Raw genomic sequence first — 14,693 nt, 5'->3', positions numbered from 1 at the left:
TCGTTCCTTGTTCTATGGTTGTTCCTTATGCTTGTTCTCTTAAAAACCCAGTCATTACCGACATTTTGGCTTTACTGGAATGAGTGGAACAAGAGTTTTACTACTTAGTAATAAATTAATAAATAGTAGTAGTAAAGCATCGTGAGCGTGTGTATGCGCGCGTATAGGAAAAAACGTTAAAAGTTGTGCTTGTTGTTCCTAATCAATTTATGGAGGTCATTTATGCAAGAAAAATATATAGAACAAAAACTGGTAGCGACAGTAAAAAGCATGGGAGGTATGGCCCCGAAATTTGTGAGTCCTGGTATAGATGGCATGCCTGATCGCATTGTATTACTTCCCATGGGAAGAATCGCCTTTGTCGAATGTAAGGCAACAGGGAAAAAGATGCGTCCTTTACAGAATAAAAAAAAGAAGCAATTAGAGGCATTAGGCTTTTTGGTCTATTGCCTGGATGATATAGAACAGATTGGAGGGATACTTAGTGAAATACAATCCACATGAATACCAAAGCTATGCTACTGAATTCATTTTATCCCATCCCATATCTGCAGTATTTCTTGAAATGGGTTTAGGTAAAAGTGTGATTACCTTATCCGCCATATTTGATCTGTGTTTGGATAGCTTTCTCGTTTGCAAGGTGTTAGTCATTGCTCCTTTAAGAGTAGCAAGAGATACATGGCCTGCTGAAATAAAAAAGTGGGATCACTTAAAAGGACTCTCTTATTCGGTGGCAGTAGGAACAGAAAAAGAAAGAATCGATGCCCTCAAGAAACAATCAACGGTATACATCATCAACCGCGAGAACGTGGATTGGTTGGTTCATAAAAGTGGTATTCCTTTTCATTTTGATATGGTAGTCATTGATGAGCTGTCATCCTTTAAGTCCTATGGTGCAAAGCGGTTTAAGAGTCTACTCAAAGTTAGACCCTCTGTAAAAAGAATAGTTGGTCTTACCGGCACTCCCTCCAGTAATGGATTGATGGATTTATGGGCAGAGTTTCGCATTCTTGATTTGGGTCAAAGGCTTGGACGCTACATCAGCCATTATCGAAACACCTATTTTAAGCCAGATAAGAGAAACGCACAGATTATATTTTCTTATAAACCACTGCCAGGTGCAGAAGAGGAAATCTACAAACAAATATCGGACATCACTATTTCTATGAAATCTACCGATTATCTCAAGATGCCTGAATATGTCAGTAATGAAGTGTTTGTCACTTTAAGTGAAAAAGAATGGAAAGTCTATTCAGATTTTAAGGAAGACATGGTGGCTAACTTAGGTGATGAAGAAATTGATGCTGTTAATGCGGCAGTCCTTTCTGGAAAACTGCTACAGATGGCAAATGGTGCAGTATACGATAGCGAAAATAAAGCTCATGTGATTCATGACAAAAAGCTAGATGCCTTGGAAGATTTAATCGAAGGAGCAAATGGGAAACCAGTCCTTGTTGCTTATTGGTATAAGCATGATTTAGAACGGATTAAAGAGCGATTTCCAGTCAGACAGATTCAGTCATCAAAGGATATTGAGGCTTGGAATGATGGAAAGATCCCCATTGCTGTTATTCATCCAGCCAGTGCCGGTCATGGTCTTAATCTTCAAAGCGGCGGTTCAACGCTTATCTGGTTTGGTCTGACCTGGTCACTAGAGCTGTATCAACAAACTAATGCAAGACTTTATAGGCAGGGTCAAAAGGATACAGTTATTGTTCACCACATCATCACCAAAAACACCATCGATGAAGACGTACTGCTTGCACTCACAAAAAAAGAGAAAACTCAAGATGCCTTGATTGATGCGGTAAAGGCAAATTTAGAGGTGATGCGATGACAGAACCTTATCAAAACTTAGCCAATGCCATCATTTTAATGGCTGTTAAGGATTATCGGACAGCCTTAAAGAAACTAAAAAAGCGTCCAAAGTATGGACCTGCACAAGATTTGAAAAACGAGGTGGAGAGGTTCTTCCGCTCTGATTGGTATAGAGAACTTACCTCTGTTGATGGAGAAATCCTAATCAAAAAGCTACAAGCGGAGGTGAGCGAGAAATGAAAGCAAAAGAATATTTACACCAAGCCTACAGGCTAGACAAACGAATCCAATCAAACATTGAGGAAATGGAAAGGCTGAGGGAATTATCGACCAGTGTTTCCTCCCCCAGCTGGGGCGAGAGAATACAAACACAACGGCATACCGATGCTTTGTTTGTCAGATACCTTGAGCGAATTGAAGAACTACAAATCAAGATTAATGATGAGGTAGATCATCTTGTAGCACTTAAAGCAGAGATTCGAGATGTGATTAATAAAGTAACGGATATCGATGAACGCATGGTGTTACGTTACCGCTACGTTCATAACTTTACCTGGGAGCAAATCGGTGATGAGCTGAATGCTGATAAGAGTACCATTCGCAGATGGCATGGCAATGCCTTAAATCACGTTGTCGTACCTGAAAATCCAATTGTTATTCAAATGTTGAACAGCAATGAGCACTTTTGAGCAGAGATAAGCACCTCATCTTTATGTTACATTATAATCAGCAAGATAGAATACTTACTAAGCCTTGTGGGTCATACCCTGCAGGGCTTTTTCTATGCCCAGAAAGCGAGGTGATATGATGCCAAGAAAACCAAAACGACCATGCAGTACACCAGGCTGTCCCAACTTAACCGATGGCCAGTACTGTGAAGACCATCGAGTAGAAGAGCGTAGGCGCTATGACAAGTACCAACGGTCAAGTGATGTTAATAAGAAATACGGCAGAGCCTGGAAAAGAATCCGTGACAGATATGCACGAGAACATCCCCTGTGTGAGATGTGTAAAGAGGACGGCAGACTGACTCCCACCGATGAAGTGCATCACATCCTCCCTGTTTCTCAAGGTGGTACACACGATCGAAGTAATTTGATGTCCTTGTGTAAATCCTGTCACAACAAGATTCATTTAGAACTCGGTGATAGACAGATTCGCAACTGAGCCAAGGGGGAGGTCAAATCTCTAGACCTCTTATGGTGGACAACGGCCTGGGGCTTCGTGTGTAAAAATCAGAAATCAAAGGGGGTATTAAAGACTTTTAGGAAAGTGGGGTGAAAACATGGCGAAAGATGGTACAGCAAGAGGTGGTCAGCGCGTTGGTGCTGGAAGGAAATCAAAGGCTCTAACCGATAAAATTGCTGATGGCAGATTAAATGGTGCCATGGTACTGCCAGAACCAACGGATATAGAAGGTGCAGATGTGCCAGCTGTAAAAGATTATTTAAAGGCTACTCAGAAAAATGGCAAAGACCTCTGTGCAGAAGATATATATATCGAAACTTACAAGTGGCTGAAAGATCGTAGCTGCGAAATGTTAGTAAACAACCAGTTAATCGAGCAGTATGCCATGAGTGTTTCTCGTTGGATTCAGTGCGAAGAGTGCATTTCAGAGTATGGCTTTCTTGCCAAGCATCCAACCACTTCAGCTGCCATCGCATCACCTTATGTTGCGATGAGTCGTGAATATATGAAACAGGTTAACCAGTGTTGGTATCAGATTTACCAAATTGTAAAAGAAAACTGCTCTGTGGAGTTTGGAGGCAGAAGCCCACAAGATGATTTGATGGAGCGCTTATTATCTGCTCGGAAAGGAAAATAAAATGAAAAAATATAGAACGTGTGAAAGTGTATGTAAAGGTCATCCCGATAAATTATGTGACCTTATTTCAGATAGCATTTTAGATGCGTGTTTAAGAAAAGATAAATCCTCTCGTGTTGCTTGCGAGGTGATGGCTACCAAAGGACACATCATTGTTGCTGGTGAGATTACCTGCTCAAAGAGAATTGACATTAGAGGTGTTGTCCGCCGTGTTCTGACGGATGTGGGCTACAATCCTAGAAAGTTTTTAGTCTTTGTCTACGTCCATCAACAAAGTAAAGATATCGCAGGTGGTGTAGATAGGGCATTGGAATCTCGTGAGGGTGATACGTCATGGTATTCCATGTTAGGTGCTGGTGACCAAGGCACCGTTTATGGCTATGCCACGAATGAAACTAGTGAGAAACTACCTCTCCCCTTAGTCTTATCCCATGCCATTTGCGAAAAGCTGGATAAGGTGATGACGAATGGCGTAATCAAAGACATTGGCCCAGATGGTAAGGCTCAAGTGACTGTGGAATATGAAGGTGACAAACCAAAACGAATTAAGACCATCGTTGTCTCCGTTCAACACAGTGCAGATAAAGATTTAGATGTTTTAAGAAAAGAAGTCATTGCTCAGGTGCTGTGGCCAGTCTTTGAGAAATATCCATTTGACGATGAAACTGAGATCCTTATCAATCCAAGTGGACGCTTTGTTGAAGGAGGACCAGCAGCAGATACCGGTCTTACAGGAAGAAAAATCATGGTTGATACCTATGGCGGACTCGCCGCTCATGGTGGCGGTGCATTTTCAGGCAAAGACCCGACCAAAGTTGACCGCAGTGGTGCCTATATGGCAAGAGCCATTGCAAAGAACATCGTTCGGTGTGGCTTTGCTAAACGATGCCAGGTAGCAATTTCCTATGCCATTGGAAAAGCAGATCCTGTTGCCCTTGAGATTGATACCTTTGGAACAGGGACGGTTGAGGAAAGTATCCTTTGCCGTGCTGTGTTAGATGTATTCAATCTAAGGCCTGCAGCCATTATTGAAAAGCTAAAGCTAACGGATGTCATTTATGCAGATACAGCTACTTACGGCCATTTCAGATATGGATTAAGCACGTGGGAGTTTTTGGATTGTTATACAGAACTAAGGGAGGCGGTAAACAAATATGTTGATTGAAAAGAAGAATACAAAAGACCTCATCCCTGCAACATACAATCCTCGTAAAGATTTGAAACCTGGTGATGCAGAATACGAAAAGCTAAAACGATCCATTGAACAATTTGGTTATGTAGAGCCAGTTATCTGGAATAAGGTGACCGGCCATGTTGTTGGTGGACACCAAAGACTGAAGGTTCTCATGGATATGGGTATTTCTGAAGTTGAGTGTGTTGTTATCGAAATGGACGAAGAGAAAGAGAAAGCACTCAATATCGCACTCAATAAAATTAGCGGTGATTGGGATAAGGATAAATTAGCTCTTTTAATTGCAGATTTACAAGGTGTAGATTTTGATGTTTCCCTAACTGGATTTGACCCTAAAGAACTAGATGACTTATTTAAAGACACGCTGAAAGAGGGGATCCACGATGATGACTTTGATGTGGAGGAAGAACTTAAAAAACCAGCAATCAGTAAGTTTGGTGACATCTGGACGCTTGGCAGACACAGGCTTATCTGTGGTGACTCCACCCAGAAAGAAACCTATGATCTGCTGATGAATAAAAAGAAGGCAAACTTGTGTGTAACAGATCCTCCCTACAATGTGAATTATGAAGGTGCTGCAGGGAAAATCAAAAATGACCATATGGCAAATGATGCCTTCTACCAGTTCCTCTTAGACGCCTTTATCAATATCGAAGATGTTCTGGCAGACGATGCCTCCATCTACGTATTCCATGCCGACACCGAAGGGTTTAATTTTAGAAAAGCCTTCTCGGATGCCGGTTTTTATTTGTCCGGCTGTTGTATATGGAAAAAGGACTCCCTTGTGCTGGGTCGTTCTCCTTATCAATGGCAGCACGAACCTGTGCTGTTTGGCTGGAAAAAGAAAGGCAAGCATCAGTGGTATACGGGCAGGAAAGAAACCACCATCTGGGAATTTGATAAGCCGAAGAGAAATGGCGACCATCCTACGATGAAACCCATTCCTCTGCTCGCCTATCCAATTGTAAATTCCTCGATGACTAACACCATTGTGCTAGATCCTTTTGGTGGCAGTGGTAGTACCTTAATTGCTTGTGAACAATCAGAGCGCATTTGCTACACGGCAGAACTAGATGAGAAGTTTTGCGATGTCATCATTAAACGCTACATTGAACAGGTTGGAACTTCCAAAGAAGTCAGTGTTCAAAGAGACGGGCTTAGCTATGGTTTTGATGAGTTGGAATTAGCTGCGGATGAATAGTCGCCACTGTTTGGTTTACACAATTAGAGGGTAATACTTAGGACTTCTTTCTACACTAAATAATCGAGAAAAAGCTTGATATATCAGTGCTTTAGAGTGATATATGTACATACCAAAACAAAAGGAGGTTTTGTACATGGTCATTAACTATAACGTAACAGGAGCAGAAAGAAAAAGGCTGGTCGCAGCTCTTAGTAATCTCACAGGAGTTAAAGATAAGTACCTTGGAATGCCTAGCATGGCTTATGAGGTAGGTGACTTTACCATCGACAAGAATGGAAACCTTGAACTCAGTGACAAGGTAAACAGCGAAGAAATCGAACGTGTGGCTGGGCATTTAGCAAGCGAGGGCTTTACCCCAGAGAAAGAAAGTAAGGGCACACAGGCCGCACAAACGGCGGACAGCGGAGCATTTGGTCTTTGTATTTCTATGCCAAGAAGTAGCTTTACTGAAACGGCGCTAGATAACGTAAAGGCAATCACTCAGGCGAAAGGAAAACTCATCCGTCATGCCCTTCAGCTAGATGATTTACCGATTGAGATTACAGAAGACCAAGTCTCATTTCCTTGGTTTGAAGAAATGCCTTCACCAGAAGAGGTACAAGCGTATACCCACTTGGTTTCTGCACTTTGTGAGATGGCAAGGAATCAAAAACGCATCACGGTGAAAGAGAAAGAAGTAGAGAATGAAAAATACGCCTTCAGATGCTTTTTACTCCGCCTTGGCTTTATTGGAAAAGACTATAAAGATGAGCGAAAAATACTGCTTAGAAACCTGACAGGTTCATCGGCATTTAAAGGAGGAGCAAAAAATGAGGATAATTAGCAAAGAACGGTTACAAAATCTTCGTGAGAAGTACCCTGTAGGCTGCCGAGTAGAATTACTAAGAATGGATGATATTCAAGCTCCAATGATTGGCACAAAAGGAACAGTCATAGGTGTTGATGACATCGGCTCCATAATGGTGTCTTGGGATACAGGCTCCAATTTATCCGTAGTCTTTGGAGAAGACCTTTGCAGGAGGGTTTAAGATGACAAGTAAGATAAAAGAGCAGATTATTGCCATTCGAGATACAGGCCTTACCAATATGTTTGATGTGAACACAGTCCAAAGAATCGCACATGAGATGGAATTTTATGAGTTGGTCATTTTTCTTGAAGAAGAAAAAATCAAGTATGTAAACTTCATTTTGACTGGTAAGGGAGAATGAAGCATGTGGAAAAAAGGTAGCATCAAAGTTCGGGACAATATCATCCGCTATTGGATAAAATGCTATGAAAGAGGTTCAAAATTTGGAATTGACGAAGGACGCATCTCTAAGCTCATGCTTAAGCGAGACGGTGAGATTGTCGCAAATTATGACCGAGGCTGGGATATGAAGCCCGCTGATGAAGAGACAGAGTTTGCACTTAGCATACTACTAAAAGAATACAATTAACGATTACTAGAGGACAGTGCCAACATTGGCTCTGTTTCTCGTATAGAAAGAGTAATAAGGCTTGCTTGATGCAGGTCTATTTTTATGCTCATATTGAAGGAAGGTGACCGCAATCAGAAAACTAAAGAAATATAAACCGACACCTTTTATGGCTAAGGACTCTATCTACGATAAAGACGCTGCAGATTATGCGGTCAACTTTATTGAATGTTTAAGTCATACCAAAGGGAAATGGTCTGGAAAACCATTTGAACTGATTGATTGGCAAGAACAAATTATTAGAGACCTCTTTGGCACACTGAAACCAGATGGCTATCGGCAATTTAATACCGCCTATATTGAGATTCCTAAGAAAATGGGGAAATCTGAATTAGCGGCAGCTGTCGCACTACTGCTTACTTGTGGTGATGGTGAAGAAAGAGCCGAGGTTTATGGTTGCGCCGCAGACAGGCAACAGGCATCCATTGTTTTTGAAGTGGCTGCTGACATGGTGCGTATGAGTCCGGCACTGAGTAAACGAGTCAAAATCTTATCGGCAACAAAACGGATCATTTTCCAACCGACTAATAGTTTTTATCAAGTGCTGTCAGCAGAGGCCTATTCAAAGCATGGATTTAATATTCATGGTGTTGTTTTTGATGAGCTGCATACGCAGCCCAACAGAAAACTCTTTGATGTCATGACCAAAGGTTCTGGTGATGCCAGAACGCAGCCCCTATATTTTCTGATCACCACGGCAGGCTCTGATACAAAATCAATCTGCTATGAAACCCATCAGAAAGCCAAAGACCTCATGGAGAAAAGAAAGATTGATCCAACCTTTTATCCGGTTATTTATGGAGCAGATGAGTCCGATGATTGGACCAGTCCAAAGGTGTGGAAAAAAGCGAATCCAAGCCTTGGCATAACGGTAGGGATTGATAAGGTAAAAGCCGCTTGTGAATCAGCCAAGCAAAACCCTGCAGAAGAGAATGCCTTTAGACAGCTAAGGCTTAATCAGTGGGTCAAACAAGCTGTTCGATGGATGCCAATGGATAGATGGGATAAATGCGCCTTTGCTGTAAATGAAGAGGATTTGCTTGGCAGAGTATGTTATGGCGGACTAGACCTTTCTAGCTCCATTGATATTACTGCCTTTGTATTGGTGTTTCCTCCCCTAGATGAGGATGATAAATACATCATTCTTCCCTACTTTTGGCTGCCAGAAGAAACTCTAAGTGCCAGGGTCAACCGTGACCATGTTCCCTATGATGTCTGGGAAAAGCAGGATCACCTTAAAACAACCGAAGGCAATGTGGTCCATTACGGTTTTATTGAGAAGTTTATTGAAGAACTTGGCGAAAAGTACAACATTCGTGAGATTGCTTTTGACCGTTGGGGAGCCGTACAAATGGTTCAAAACCTAGAAGGCATGGGCTTTACTGTTGTCCCCTTTGGTCAAGGATTTAAGGATATGAGTCCACCGACTAAGGAACTGATGAAATTAACGCTAGAAGAAAAGGTTGCTCATGGTGGGCATCCTGTACTTCGTTGGATGATGGATAACATTTTTGTTCGAACAGACCCGGCAGGCAACATCAAGCCGGACAAGGAAAAATCATCAGAAAAGATTGATGGTGCAGTGGCAACGATTATGGCTCTTGATCGAGCGATTCGTTGTGGCAATGATACGAGTGCTTCGGTTTATGACAACCGAGGCATTCTCTTTATATGAGGGAGGTGATTGGTTTTGGGATTTTTATCGTCGTTTTTTAAGGCAAGAGATAAGCCTACTGACAGAGCAGTGAGTTCCAACTATACATTTCTAATGGGCTCTACCACAGCGGGTAAAACAGTGACCGAACGGTCGGCACTTCAAATGACGGCCGTATACTCTTGTGTTCGAATATTAGCTGAAGCAGTAGCAGGTCTTCCTCTACACCTTTATCGTTATACAGAGGATGGTGGCAAGGAAAAAGCAATTGACCATTCCCTATATAAACTTTTGCATGATGAACCAAATCCTGAGATGAGTTCTTTTGTGTTTAGAGAAACAATGATGACTCATCTTTTATTATGGGGGAATTGTTATGCGCAGATTATTCGTAATGGCAAAGGTGAAGTTGTAGGACTCTACCCCTTGATGCCAAATCGGATGTCAGTTCATCGAGATGAGAGTGGGCAGCTCTATTACTTATATACCAGAGGTGCAGATGATGTGAACAGTACGAAGGGTATGACAGTAAAACTTAGTACCTCCGATGTACTTCATATTCCCGGACTCGGGTTTGATGGACTGGTTGGCTACTCCCCGATTGCGATGGCTAAAAATGCGATTGGTCTAGCCATTGCAACAGAGGAATATGGAGCCAAGTTCTTTGCTAACGGTGCTGCTCCAAGTGGTGTGTTGGAGCATCCGGGAACGATTAAAGAACCTGGGAAAGTCAGAGAGGCTTGGCAGTCACAATTTGGTGGCAGTGCCAATTCCAACAAAATAGCTGTGCTTGAAGAAGGGATGAAATATACACCGATTTCTATCTCACCAGAACAAGCACAATTCCTTGAAACAAGGAAATTTCAAATCAATGAAATTGCTCGGATTTTTAGAGTCCCTCCCCACATGGTAGGCGACCTTGAAAAATCGAGCTTTTCAAATATTGAGCAACAATCCCTTGAGTTTGTGAAATACACCTTAGACCCGTGGGTAGTGCGTTGGGAGCAAACCCTAGCACGCACCCTTTTTACACCGGAAGAAAAGAAAAAATACTTCTTTAGATTCAATGTAGAAGGTCTGCTTAGAGGGGATTATGTTAGTCGTATGAGCGGATATGCCACAGCAAGGCAGAACGGTTGGATGAGTGCCAATGATATTCGAGAGCTTGAAAACCTAGACCGTATCCCAGCAGAGGACGGTGGTGACATGTACCTTGTCAACGGTAATATGCTCCCTCTTACAAAGGCAGGTGCATTCGCAAAAACAAACGAGGATGGAAAGGAGGAAGACTTGGATGAAGAACAAGATGTTTTGGCGATGGAAGAACCAAGCAAGCGAACAAGAAGAACGAGTTCTTGAGCTTTATGGAACAATCGCTGAAGAAAGCTGGTTTGATGATGATGTGACCCCGCAGATGTTTAGAAATGAACTCTTTAGCGGAAAAGGACCCATCACCTTATGGATTAACTCACCGGGTGGAGATTGCATTGCCGCAAGTCAGATTTATACCATGTTGATGGATTATCCAGATGAGGTCACCGTCAAGATTGATGGGGTTGCAGCATCAGCTGCTTCTGTCATTGCCATGGCAGGAACAAAGGTATTGATGGCTCCGACAGCACTGATGATGATTCATAATCCAGCAACCATCACGATGGGTGATCATGAAGACATGAAACGAGCGATTGAGATGTTAGATGAGGTGAAAGAAAGCATTATCAATGCCTATGAGATTAAGACTGGAGTATCTCGCATCAAACTATCTCATCTGATGGATGCTGAAACCTGGATGAATGCCAACAAAGCCATAGAACTTGGCTTTGCAGACGATGTGCTAAAGGATGAGAAACAATCCGAACCCACTTTTTCTGCCTATGCGTTTTCTAGAAAAGCAGTGGCTACGAATCTGCTAAATAAAATTGCAGAAAAGAATAAACCAATTCAGGCAGAGGAATCTGCCAAACCCCAAGGGCGCTCAATTGATGAACTCAAGGAGCGTCTTTTAATTATCAAAAAATATATATAAATGGAGGAATTTTACTATGACGATTACAGAAATGCGTAACAAGCGCAAAAAGCTCATTGAAACAATGGACGGGTTCTTGGACACTCATAAAACCAAGAATGGCACATTGTCCGCAGAAGATGATAAAACCTACAAAACCATGGAAGATGAGATCACTGAACTCACGAATGAAATCCATCGCATGGAAAGACGTGAAGCAATCGAGGCTGAACTTGAAAAACCTGTCAGCAAGCCAATCATTGAAAATCCGATGAATGGTCGACTGGATAACAGTGAAATTAAAACTGGCCGAGCAGCTGATTCTTATAAGACTGCCATGCTTTCAGCCCTTCGCTCAAACTTCCGTAATGTATCCAATGTCCTACAAGAAGGGGTAGACGCAGATGGTGGCTATCTCGTACCCGAAGAATACGACAGCAGATTGATTGATGGTCTGGAAGAAGAGAATATCATTCGTAAGCTGGGTCACAGAATTACCACATCAGGTGAGCGAAAAATCAATATTGCAGCTACAAAACCTGCAGCTGCATGGATTGATGAAGGTGAAGCACTGACCTTTAGTGATGCTACATTCTCTCAGATTAATCTGGATGCCCATAAACTTCATGTGGCAGTCAAGGTGACTGAAGAGCTGCTTTATGATAATGCCTTCCAGCTTGAGAATTACATTATTAAGGAGTTTTATAAGGCTCTGGCTAATGCGGAAGAAGATGCCTTTATCAATGGTGATGGCACAGGAAAACCTCTAGGCATTCTTGCTGCTAGTGGTGGTGCTGAAGTAGGAGTGACTGCTGCCTCTGCCACAGCAATTACGGCCGATGAAGTGATTAATTTAGTGTATTCACTGAAACGTCCATACCGTAAGAATGCAGTCTTTATTTTAAATGACCAGACCATTGCGGCACTTAGAAAACTAAAGGACGGTAACGGTGCCTATATGTGGCAAGCAGCTCTTGTTGCGGGTGAACCAGATAAACTACTTGGCTATCCTGTTTATACATCTGCTTATATGCCCACCATTGAGGCAGGTGCTAAAACCATTATCTTTGGAGATTTGTCTTACTACAATATCGGCGATCGTGGGTCTCGCTCATTTGCAGAGCTTCGGGAACTTTTTGCTGGCAATGGCATGGTTGGTTTTGTGGCGAAAGAACGTGTTGATGGAAAGCTTGTACTTCCTGAAGCAATCAAAGTTCTTCAGCAGAAAGCCTAACGGAGGTGTGATATGGATTACAACACAAAAAACTACACCGAACAAGGCGGAGATAAAACCGTCATCGCAGGAACATTAGAGATTAAGGAGGGAGCAACCGTAACAGGTCTCCCTTCCTCTTTTACTCCTGCAGAAAACCAAGCACCTAGTGTGGCAGAAGATATTACGAGTTTAGTTGCTGATTTTAATGCATTGCTTTCAAAGCTTCAAACAGCAGGACTCATGGAAGCTGATTAAAAAGAGAAAGGATGGTAGCGGTATGACACTGATTCAAAAGGTAAAGGCAAACTTGATTTTAGAGCATGAAGCTGATGACGAACTCTTAGAGATGTTCATCGCCGCTGCTGTCAGTTATGCCGAGAGTTATCAGCATGTACCAGAAAATTTCTATAGCGAAAATCCTATGCCACCGACTACAGAGCAAGCCATTATTATGCTCTCTTCTCATTTTTATGAAAGTCGAGATGGCAGCACGGGTGGCTTTTTTGCAGATAATGTGCAAGCCGGTCAGCAGGTGTGGAATACGGTCAACCTGCTATTAAGGCTTGATCGGGATTGGAAGGTGTAAAAATTGAAGGCGAGGTACTGGTTGTGAGTTTCGGAAAAATGAATGGATTTGCTGACATTAAGGAAATAACAAAAACAAAAGACAATGAAGGATTTGCGACAACATCAGAAACCGTGATTGCTTCGATTCGAGTCTACCGGGAAGGGCGTCATGGTAGTGAGCGCTGGGCTAACCTGGCTACTTTTTCAGAGGCTACGGATTTATTCAGGTTTCGTGCTATTCCAGAAGTTGAGGTTACGACAGAACACTTTATTGAATGTGATGGAGAACGTTTTGATATTACCTCGGTAGAAAACGTAAAAGGTCGAGGGATGTATACAGAAGTTTTGGCAAAGAAGGTGGTGAGCAGTATTGGCAAAAGTTGATATTAAGATGCCCGATGAATTTCTACTTAAGGTTTCAAAGCTTGGATCTGACTTTGACCCTGTTGCCGAAAAGGTGCTAAAAGCAGGTGGCGAAGTCGTTTTCAATCGAACGAAGAGCAATCTTTCTGCTGTAATCGGTAAAGGTACAAAGCATGAATCACGATCAACGGGTGAATTAGAAAAGGCACTCGGTGTCACTTCAGTCAGGCTAGATAGGAACGGAAACCACAATATTAAAATAGGTTTTTCTGAACCAAGGTCTGATGGAGAGAGTAATGCAAAACTAGCAAATATCCTTGAATACGGCAAACACGGTCAGCCTGCAAAACCTTTTTTGAAACCAGCTAAAAGTGCATCAAAGTCTGAGTGTATCTCGACAATGAAAAGCACTTTTGAAGAGGAGGTCAAAAAGATATGAGCATTCTAGCAGACTTACAAGTCGCTTTAGAATCACTAGATGTACCAATAGAAACAGGTGTGTTTTCGGATACTGTCCCTGGTAAGTACATGGTGATTGTTCCGATGAGCGATAGCTTTGACCTTCATTCGGATAATTTACCATGCATGGATGTTCAAGAGGCACGGATTTCAATTTATAGCAAAGGTAGTTATACAGCGTTAAAAAATCAAGTGGTGCAGTTATTGTTGGATTCCAGTTTCACCATAACCGCACGGAGCTACATCGGCTTTGAAGATGATACGGGCTATTACCACTACAACGTGGATGTAGCCAAACATTATGAAATAGGAGGTAATTAAAAATGGCAACAATTGGTCTGGATAAACTTTATTATGCGACCATCACAGATGATGAAAATGGCGAAGAAATCTATGGCACACCCACTCAGCTGGCAAAAGCAATCTCAGCAGAGTTATCTGTTGAACTGGCAGAGGCAACTCTCTATGCAGATGATGGTGCGGCAGAAATCGTTAAAGAATTTAAAAATGGCACTATCTCTCTTGGAGTGGATGATATTGGCTCGACTACTGCAGCCGCCTTAACCGGAGTCACGGTTGATAAGAACAACGTTATGGTTTCTAACAGTGAAGATGGCGGAGATCCTGTAGCCGTTGGTTTTAGAGCAAAGAAATCCAATGGCAAGTATAAATATTACTGGCTCTATCGAGTGAAATTCGGTATTCCTGCGACAAACCTAGCAACAAAAGGTGACAGCATCACTTTCTCAACACCAACAATTGAAGGTACGGTTCTCCGAAGAAACAAGCCGGATACAAGCGGTAAACATCCGTGGAAAGCGGAAGTGACCGAAGGCGATAAGGATGTACCGGCATCGGTTATCAGCAGTTGGTATGCAGAAGTCTATGAACCGGATTACACAGTATAAGGAGGG

At 42.3% G+C, this 14,693-nt stretch carries 22 protein-coding genes; all 22 read left to right on the top strand.

The genetic code is table 11. The features are described 5' to 3' along the window. Positions 1 to 222: 222 nt before the first annotated feature. The 22 genes from NQU17_07560 to NQU17_07455 all read left to right on the top strand — a co-directional run bounded on the left by NQU17_07560 (position 223) and on the right by NQU17_07455 (position 14,687). Complete coding sequence (locus tag NQU17_07560; protein ID UUM13398.1) at positions 223 to 504, top strand: VRR-NUC domain-containing protein; 282 nt, start codon at positions 223 to 225, stop codon at positions 502 to 504. Continuing rightward, positions 485 to 1,837 (top strand): DEAD/DEAH box helicase, encoded by a 1,353-nt coding sequence (locus NQU17_07555; GenBank protein ID UUM13397.1) that lies wholly within the window; start codon positions 485 to 487, stop codon positions 1,835 to 1,837. Before NQU17_07560 ends, NQU17_07555 begins: the two co-directional genes overlap by 20 nt. Next, positions 1,834 to 2,058 carry a hypothetical protein gene (locus NQU17_07550; GenBank protein UUM13396.1) on the top strand — a complete coding sequence of 75 codons (225 nt, stop codon included), beginning with the start codon at positions 1,834 to 1,836 and terminating at the stop codon, positions 2,056 to 2,058. The genes NQU17_07555 and NQU17_07550 overlap by 4 nt, the downstream gene beginning before the upstream one ends. Beyond that, positions 2,055 to 2,507: a DUF1492 domain-containing protein gene (locus tag NQU17_07545; GenBank protein UUM13395.1), complete on the top strand. Its 453-nt coding sequence runs from the start codon at positions 2,055 to 2,057 to the stop codon at positions 2,505 to 2,507. Before NQU17_07550 ends, NQU17_07545 begins: the two co-directional genes overlap by 4 nt. Positions 2,508 to 2,625: 118 nt before the next feature. Continuing rightward, on the top strand, positions 2,626 to 2,985 hold the full coding sequence (locus tag NQU17_07540) for an HNH endonuclease (GenBank protein UUM13485.1): 360 nt from the start codon (positions 2,626 to 2,628) through the stop codon (positions 2,983 to 2,985). A gap of 118 nt (positions 2,986 to 3,103) precedes the next feature. Continuing rightward, complete coding sequence (locus tag NQU17_07535) at positions 3,104 to 3,643, top strand: P27 family phage terminase small subunit (GenBank protein ID UUM13394.1); 540 nt, start codon at positions 3,104 to 3,106, stop codon at positions 3,641 to 3,643. Position 3,644: 1 nt separating this feature from the next. Beyond that, positions 3,645 to 4,808: a methionine adenosyltransferase gene (gene metK / locus NQU17_07530; GenBank protein ID UUM13393.1), complete on the top strand. Its 1,164-nt coding sequence runs from the start codon at positions 3,645 to 3,647 to the stop codon at positions 4,806 to 4,808. Then, a complete protein-coding gene (locus tag NQU17_07525; GenBank protein ID UUM13392.1) occupies positions 4,798 to 6,036 on the top strand; it encodes a site-specific DNA-methyltransferase in 1,239 nt (412 codons plus the stop codon). The genes metK and NQU17_07525 overlap by 11 nt, the downstream gene beginning before the upstream one ends. Positions 6,037 to 6,172: 136 nt before the next feature. After that, entirely contained in the window at positions 6,173 to 6,862 is a 690-nt protein-coding gene (locus NQU17_07520) for a virulence protein (protein ID UUM13391.1), read from the top strand. Further along, positions 6,849 to 7,067: a DUF4314 domain-containing protein gene (locus tag NQU17_07515; GenBank protein ID UUM13390.1), complete on the top strand. Its 219-nt coding sequence runs from the start codon at positions 6,849 to 6,851 to the stop codon at positions 7,065 to 7,067. The genes NQU17_07520 and NQU17_07515 overlap by 14 nt, the downstream gene beginning before the upstream one ends. A gap of 1 nt (position 7,068) precedes the next feature. Then, positions 7,069 to 7,248, top strand: a complete 180-nt coding sequence (locus NQU17_07510; GenBank protein ID UUM13389.1) for a DUF5049 domain-containing protein — start codon at positions 7,069 to 7,071, stop codon at positions 7,246 to 7,248. 3 nt (positions 7,249 to 7,251) lie between these two features. Continuing rightward, positions 7,252 to 7,476, top strand: coding sequence for a hypothetical protein (locus NQU17_07505; protein ID UUM13388.1), 225 nt, complete (start codon positions 7,252 to 7,254; stop codon positions 7,474 to 7,476). A gap of 112 nt (positions 7,477 to 7,588) precedes the next feature. Beyond that, positions 7,589 to 9,190 carry a terminase large subunit gene (locus NQU17_07500; GenBank protein UUM13484.1) on the top strand — a complete coding sequence of 534 codons (1,602 nt, stop codon included), beginning with the start codon at positions 7,589 to 7,591 and terminating at the stop codon, positions 9,188 to 9,190. Between the two features lie 15 nt (positions 9,191 to 9,205). Further along, positions 9,206 to 10,528, top strand: a complete 1,323-nt coding sequence (locus NQU17_07495; GenBank protein UUM13387.1) for a phage portal protein — start codon at positions 9,206 to 9,208, stop codon at positions 10,526 to 10,528. Continuing rightward, complete coding sequence (locus NQU17_07490; protein ID UUM13386.1) at positions 10,464 to 11,195, top strand: Clp protease ClpP; 732 nt, start codon at positions 10,464 to 10,466, stop codon at positions 11,193 to 11,195. The genes NQU17_07495 and NQU17_07490 overlap by 65 nt, the downstream gene beginning before the upstream one ends. A gap of 16 nt (positions 11,196 to 11,211) precedes the next feature. Further along, positions 11,212 to 12,408 carry a phage major capsid protein gene (locus NQU17_07485; GenBank protein UUM13385.1) on the top strand — a complete coding sequence of 399 codons (1,197 nt, stop codon included), beginning with the start codon at positions 11,212 to 11,214 and terminating at the stop codon, positions 12,406 to 12,408. A gap of 12 nt (positions 12,409 to 12,420) precedes the next feature. Next, positions 12,421 to 12,645, top strand: a complete 225-nt coding sequence (locus NQU17_07480) for a Head fiber protein (GenBank protein UUM13384.1) — start codon at positions 12,421 to 12,423, stop codon at positions 12,643 to 12,645. Positions 12,646 to 12,667: 22 nt separating this feature from the next. After that, positions 12,668 to 12,976 carry a head-tail connector protein gene (locus NQU17_07475; GenBank protein ID UUM13383.1) on the top strand — a complete coding sequence of 103 codons (309 nt, stop codon included), beginning with the start codon at positions 12,668 to 12,670 and terminating at the stop codon, positions 12,974 to 12,976. A 23-nt stretch (positions 12,977 to 12,999) separates the two neighbouring features. After that, positions 13,000 to 13,341 carry a head-tail adaptor protein gene (locus NQU17_07470; protein UUM13483.1) on the top strand — a complete coding sequence of 114 codons (342 nt, stop codon included), beginning with the start codon at positions 13,000 to 13,002 and terminating at the stop codon, positions 13,339 to 13,341. Then, positions 13,328 to 13,759, top strand: a complete 432-nt coding sequence (locus NQU17_07465) for an HK97 gp10 family phage protein (GenBank protein UUM13382.1) — start codon at positions 13,328 to 13,330, stop codon at positions 13,757 to 13,759. The genes NQU17_07470 and NQU17_07465 overlap by 14 nt, the downstream gene beginning before the upstream one ends. Further along, positions 13,756 to 14,100, top strand: a complete 345-nt coding sequence (locus NQU17_07460; protein UUM13381.1) for a hypothetical protein — start codon at positions 13,756 to 13,758, stop codon at positions 14,098 to 14,100. The genes NQU17_07465 and NQU17_07460 overlap by 4 nt, the downstream gene beginning before the upstream one ends. A 2-nt stretch (positions 14,101 to 14,102) precedes the next feature. Beyond that, positions 14,103 to 14,687, top strand: coding sequence for a phage tail protein (locus NQU17_07455; GenBank protein UUM13380.1), 585 nt, complete (start codon positions 14,103 to 14,105; stop codon positions 14,685 to 14,687). Positions 14,688 to 14,693 lie beyond the last annotated feature (6 nt).

Source organism: Clostridiaceae bacterium HFYG-1003, from assembly GCA_024579835.1.
GTDB lineage: Bacteria > Bacillota > Clostridia > Clostridiales > Clostridiaceae > JG1575.
Note: the sequence above shows the minus strand (reverse complement) of the source record. Positions and strands in the feature narration are given on the sequence as shown.

What these genes read in the sequence shown, in the direction of transcription:
- NQU17_07455 (UUM13380.1), top strand. Translation starts at nt 14,103, where the DNA reads ATGGCAACAATTGGTCTGGATAAACTTTATTATGCGACCATCACAGAT.
- NQU17_07490 (UUM13386.1), top strand. Translation starts at nt 10,464, where the DNA reads ATGAAGAACAAGATGTTTTGGCGATGGAAGAACCAAGCAAGCGAACAA.
- NQU17_07560 (UUM13398.1), top strand. Translation starts at nt 223, where the DNA reads ATGCAAGAAAAATATATAGAACAAAAACTGGTAGCGACAGTAAAAAGC.
- NQU17_07550 (UUM13396.1), top strand. Translation starts at nt 1,834, where the DNA reads ATGACAGAACCTTATCAAAACTTAGCCAATGCCATCATTTTAATGGCT.
- NQU17_07540 (UUM13485.1), top strand. Translation starts at nt 2,626, where the DNA reads ATGCCAAGAAAACCAAAACGACCATGCAGTACACCAGGCTGTCCCAAC.
- NQU17_07525 (UUM13392.1), top strand. Translation starts at nt 4,798, where the DNA reads ATGTTGATTGAAAAGAAGAATACAAAAGACCTCATCCCTGCAACATAC.
- NQU17_07545 (UUM13395.1), top strand. Translation starts at nt 2,055, where the DNA reads ATGAAAGCAAAAGAATATTTACACCAAGCCTACAGGCTAGACAAACGA.
- NQU17_07520 (UUM13391.1), top strand. Translation starts at nt 6,173, where the DNA reads ATGGTCATTAACTATAACGTAACAGGAGCAGAAAGAAAAAGGCTGGTC.
- NQU17_07535 (UUM13394.1), top strand. Translation starts at nt 3,104, where the DNA reads ATGGCGAAAGATGGTACAGCAAGAGGTGGTCAGCGCGTTGGTGCTGGA.
- NQU17_07515 (UUM13390.1), top strand. Translation starts at nt 6,849, where the DNA reads ATGAGGATAATTAGCAAAGAACGGTTACAAAATCTTCGTGAGAAGTAC.
- NQU17_07475 (UUM13383.1), top strand. Translation starts at nt 12,668, where the DNA reads ATGACACTGATTCAAAAGGTAAAGGCAAACTTGATTTTAGAGCATGAA.
- NQU17_07510 (UUM13389.1), top strand. Translation starts at nt 7,069, where the DNA reads ATGACAAGTAAGATAAAAGAGCAGATTATTGCCATTCGAGATACAGGC.
- metK (UUM13393.1), top strand. Translation starts at nt 3,645, where the DNA reads ATGAAAAAATATAGAACGTGTGAAAGTGTATGTAAAGGTCATCCCGAT.
- NQU17_07505 (UUM13388.1), top strand. Translation starts at nt 7,252, where the DNA reads ATGTGGAAAAAAGGTAGCATCAAAGTTCGGGACAATATCATCCGCTAT.
- NQU17_07460 (UUM13381.1), top strand. Translation starts at nt 13,756, where the DNA reads ATGAGCATTCTAGCAGACTTACAAGTCGCTTTAGAATCACTAGATGTA.
- NQU17_07485 (UUM13385.1), top strand. Translation starts at nt 11,212, where the DNA reads ATGACGATTACAGAAATGCGTAACAAGCGCAAAAAGCTCATTGAAACA.
- NQU17_07480 (UUM13384.1), top strand. Translation starts at nt 12,421, where the DNA reads ATGGATTACAACACAAAAAACTACACCGAACAAGGCGGAGATAAAACC.